Annotated in this window: 1 protein-coding gene and 1 pseudogene; one reads left to right on the top strand and one right to left on the bottom strand. The window is 67.6% G+C overall.

Annotated elements, in window-relative coordinates:
• The first annotated feature begins 32 nt into the window (after positions 1 to 32).
• A pseudogene (locus CCN42_RS39600) lies at positions 33 to 933 on the top strand (IS982 family transposase).
• A gap of 19 nt (positions 934 to 952) precedes the next feature.
• Here CCN42_RS39600 and CCN42_RS39595 read toward each other — a convergent pair.
• Positions 953 to 1187: integrase core domain-containing protein (locus tag CCN42_RS39595; protein ID WP_143662205.1), on the bottom strand; the 235-nt coding region annotated here is incomplete at its 5' end.

Below are 1187 nucleotides of genomic sequence, written 5' to 3'. Positions count from 1 at the left end.
AGGGAGTCCAACGTCGGTGTGCGAAGGCAGAGCTGGACTCCCTCGCGACCGCCCTTTACGTCACGACCGACAATCTACTGAAAGATTCACCGCAGCTCCCCCCTGGCGGCCGGCCGTGGGCATCGCGCCGCAGCTCAGCGATGCCGAGCTGGTCACCATGGCGATGATGCAGGCAATGCTCGGCTTCACCTCCGCGGCCCGGTGGCTGCGACACGCCCGTGCTCACCTGCGGCACCTGTTCCCCTACCTGCCCCAGCAGCCCGGCTACAACAAGCGGTTGCGCAAGGCCGCCGAGCTCATCCGGTGCGTCACCCGCACGCTGGCGGTCGACACCACGCTGAGGAGCGACGACGTGTGGGGCGCGGACTCAACACCGGTGGAGTGCGGCCGCTCCCGTGAGACCGTCAAACGCTCTGACCTGGCCGGATGGGCACAGTACGGCTACTGCGCCAGCCACACGCGCTACTTCTGGGGACTGCGGCTGCACCTGGGCTGCACCCTGCACGGCCTTCCCGTCGCCTTCGCTCTCACCGGCGCCAAAGCCGACGAGCGCGAGACCTGGTGGACCTGTTCGCCATCGAGCCCCAGCTCGTCGCCGACCGCCCCGGTCAGACGCTGATCGGCGACAAGAACTACTTTGGCCGGGAGTTCGAGCAGCAGCTCGCCGAACTGGACATCCGACTGCTACGGCCGGCCCGCAAGGGCGAGTCCGAGCGGGCCGCCTCCCAGCTGTTCAAGCCGCTACGGCAGGTCATCGAGTCGGTCAACGAAACCTTCACGGGCCAGCTCGACCTCGAACGCCATCGTGGCCGCACCCCAGGCGGCGTAGCCGTCCGCGTCCTGCAGCGCATCCTCGCGCTCACCGCCGCCATCTGGCACAACGATCACACCGCCCAGCCGGTCATGTGGGCACTCACCACATACGACCACTGAACCCCTTGGAATCGAGCATCTAGGTGTGCCGTCCGGAGAGGTTGGTGACGCGGCTGGCTGGTGGTTGGCCGCCGATGCCGGTGTGGGGTCGGTGGTAGTTGTACCAGTGAAGCCAGGCATCTGAGGTGTAGGGCCGGATGTAGGCCCATTCCTCGAGCAGGGTGCGGTGGAAGCGTTCGACCTTGCCGTTGGTCTGGGGTCGCCAGGGCCTGGTCCAGCGGGGGCTGATGCCCAGCTGGTGGCAGGTGTCGCGC

Origin of the sequence: Streptomyces glaucescens (assembly GCF_002154375.1) — a bacterium.
Lineage (GTDB): Bacteria > Actinomycetota > Actinomycetes > Streptomycetales > Streptomycetaceae > Streptomyces > Streptomyces glaucescens.
The sequence above is the reverse complement of the archived record's forward strand: the minus strand, read 5'-3'. Positions and strand labels throughout refer to the sequence as shown.